General features: G+C 67.2%; 3 protein-coding genes. 2 read left to right on the top strand and 1 reads right to left on the bottom strand.

The window, feature by feature from the left end:
• Positions 1-101: 101 nt before the first annotated feature.
• Positions 102-1,553: an SMC-Scp complex subunit ScpB gene (scpB, locus tag C1720_RS12485; protein WP_102284696.1), complete on the bottom strand. Its 1,452-nt coding sequence runs from the start codon at positions 1,551-1,553 to the stop codon at positions 102-104.
• A gap of 300 nt (positions 1,554-1,853) precedes the next feature.
• Here scpB and C1720_RS12480 point away from each other — a divergent pair, with 300 nt between their 5' ends.
• A complete protein-coding gene (locus C1720_RS12480) occupies positions 1,854-2,093 on the top strand; it encodes a hypothetical protein (RefSeq protein WP_102284695.1) in 240 nt (79 codons plus the stop codon).
• 24 nt (positions 2,094-2,117) lie between these two features.
• Positions 2,118-2,474: a transposase gene (locus C1720_RS12475; protein ID WP_102284694.1), complete on the top strand. Its 357-nt coding sequence runs from the start codon at positions 2,118-2,120 to the stop codon at positions 2,472-2,474.
• Positions 2,475-2,620 lie beyond the last annotated feature (146 nt).

Genomic DNA, 2,620 nt, shown 5'->3' with positions numbered 1-2,620 from the left:
GGGCGGCGGGGCATGGCGGGCTTTCGGCAGACGGGCAAAGGGGGCAATTGTCAGGGAGACAGCCGTGACGGGAAGGCGGCGGGGCCTTGCTGCGGGCCTGTTCAGCCGATGCGGCGCTGCCAGGTGAAGGGCTGCACGCAGATGCGCTCGCCGCCAGCGCTGCTCCCGCTGCAGCTCCACTCGGCGCGCAGGCCCTCGTTTTCAAGCGCGGCGGCGATGAGGCGGCCTGTCTGCTGCGCGCAGGCTTTTTGCTGCGGGGGCTTTTGCTGCGGGTGGGGGCCGAAGGTGAGCCAGAGCAGATGGTCGGAAAGGGCGCGGGCCAAATCTTGCCCATGAAAGAAGCAGTAGCCGGTAACGCGCGCGCGTTCGTGCTCGGGCATTGCGGCCAGGGCCTGGCGGAAGGCGGCCAGGCCGTCGCCTGGCGTGTCGCCCGCGTGCGGCAGGCAGACGATGCCTTGCTGGCGCAGGGCGGCAAAGGCGGCATCGAGCCGGTCGCAGTCGGTGACGGCGGGCCAGCCCTGCTGCTCCTGGCGCAGGGCGGCGAGCTGGGCATCCACCCAGGCGGCGGCTTCGGCGGCATCGCTGCCTTCGGGCAGCATTTCTGCCAGCAGGGTTTGCGCGATGGCTTCGCGGCTGGCGTGGCCGCCGCGCAGCAGGGCGATCAGCTCGGTTTGCAGATAGGCATCCACGGGCAGGGGGCGGGCCGGGTCGGGCAGCGCGGCGGGAGGCGGCGCTTCAGGGGCCGCAGCGGGCGCATCAACGGCGGGCAGCTTGGCGGGGGCGGGCGCTTTGGCCGCTTCGCCTGCGATGGCGGCGGGTTCTGCCGGGGCGGGGTCTTGCGGGCGGTGAAGGCCGGCATCTGTAGCGGCCTGCGGGGCGGCGGGGGCGCTGGCTGACGGGGCGCCGCCGCCCGCTTTGGCGCTGGCCGCGTCTTCCGCTGCGCTGCCTGGCGCATTTCCTGCTGCCGCGCTGTCCGCTTCAGGAGCTTCAGACGGATTTAGGCCCGCCGCTTCCAGCGCCTGCGCCAGCTCCTGCCCCGGTTCGCCCGCCTCGATGGCGGGCAGCTGCTCCAGCGAGGCCAGGCCCAGGTCGTCCAGAAACTGCCGCGTGGTGGCATACAGGCCGGGGCGGCCCACGGTTTCGCGGTAGCCAATCACTTCCACCCAGCCGCGCTCTTCCAGCTGCTTGATGGTCTGGGTGCTGACGGTGACGCCGCGTATGTCTTCAATGTCGCCGCGCGTGACGGGCTGGCGGTAGGCGATGATGGCCAGCGTCTCCAGCGTGGCGCGGGTGTAGCGGGGCGGCTTTTCGGGGTGCAGGCGCTCAAGCCAGGGCCGCATTTCAGGGCGGCTCTGAAAGCGCCAGCCGCTGGCCACGCACACCAGCTCCACGCCGCGCGGCGCCCAGTCGTTTTGCAAATCGGCCAGCAGGGTTTTGAGGGTGTCGGCGGCCAGCGCGCCGTCAAACAGCGCGCGCATGTCGCGCAGCGTCAGCGGCTGGCGCGCGCAGATCAGGGCGGTTTCGAGGATGCGTTTGGCTTCGGCGGTGTTCATTGATCAGCTGCGGGCTTTGGCGGCGCGCCGGAAGGCGGTTGGGCTGGCATGGCGGTTGATGAGGCGTTGCATGGGCGCGCAGAGAAGGGCAGGGCGAAAGACCGCTGGCGGATTGCTTTGAAAACAGGAGCAAATTAGATGGGGAAAAATATGGCTTCTGCGCATATTCCACTAGGATATCATGCTATGAATTCAGAAGCGAATTCCTTTGCCTCCGAGGATGACAGGCTTGTTAGGGCTTGTCATCAATCATCAAGTGCCGAGCCTGAAGCCTGCGGGCGAGAACCCAGAAGAAGGGCCATGACCAGAAGATACGCGTTGCGCGACGGTTTCGGAGACTTCCAGGTGGCGCACCTGCGCCACAGCCGCTGGAGCCACAGGGGTGTATGGCAACGGGTCTTTGAAGCCCTGGCGCAGCAGGCCGGCAACGAGTACGCGATGATCGGCTCGACCATCGCGCGAGCGCGCCAGCACGGGCCAGCACGGTGCTGGGGCAAAAGGGGGCGCCGCAAGCCATCGGACACAGCCACGGCGGGCTGAGCGCCAAGATTCACGCGGCGGCGGATGCACTGGGCCACCGGATTTCATCTCACGCCAAGGCAGGCGAACGGCCTCGAAGGAGCCGAAGTGCTCTTGGCTCAAACAGCGGCCGAAACCGTGATCGCCGACAAGGGCTATGACGCCCAAGCACGAGTGCTCGAGCTGCTGCCGGCCCAAGGCAAAGGCGTTGTCATTGCCTCACGCAGCAGCAAAAAGGCGGCTCGGGGCTACGCCCCGCATCTTTACCAAGCCCGCCATCTGATCGAAAACTTCTTTGCCAAGCTCAAGCAGTGCCGGGCCATCGCCACGCGTTATGACAAGACGGCTCGCAACTTCCTGGGTGCCATTCATCTGGCAGCGACTGGCGTATGGCTCGCCTGATTGATGACACGCACTAGAACCTGTTGAGAATCCCCTCTTATGCTGCAATCCCGCCATGGAAAGAAGAGTATTGAGCGACAAGCAGTGGGCACTGATGGCCCCGCACTGCCTGGGCAAGCCTGGCGATGCAGGGCCAAGAGGCACGG

The sequence above is a fragment of the Ottowia massiliensis genome (genome assembly GCF_900240305.1).
GTDB lineage: Bacteria > Pseudomonadota > Gammaproteobacteria > Burkholderiales > Burkholderiaceae_C > Ottowia > Ottowia massiliensis.
The sequence above is the reverse complement of the archived record's forward strand: the minus strand, read 5'-3'. Positions and strand labels throughout refer to the sequence as shown.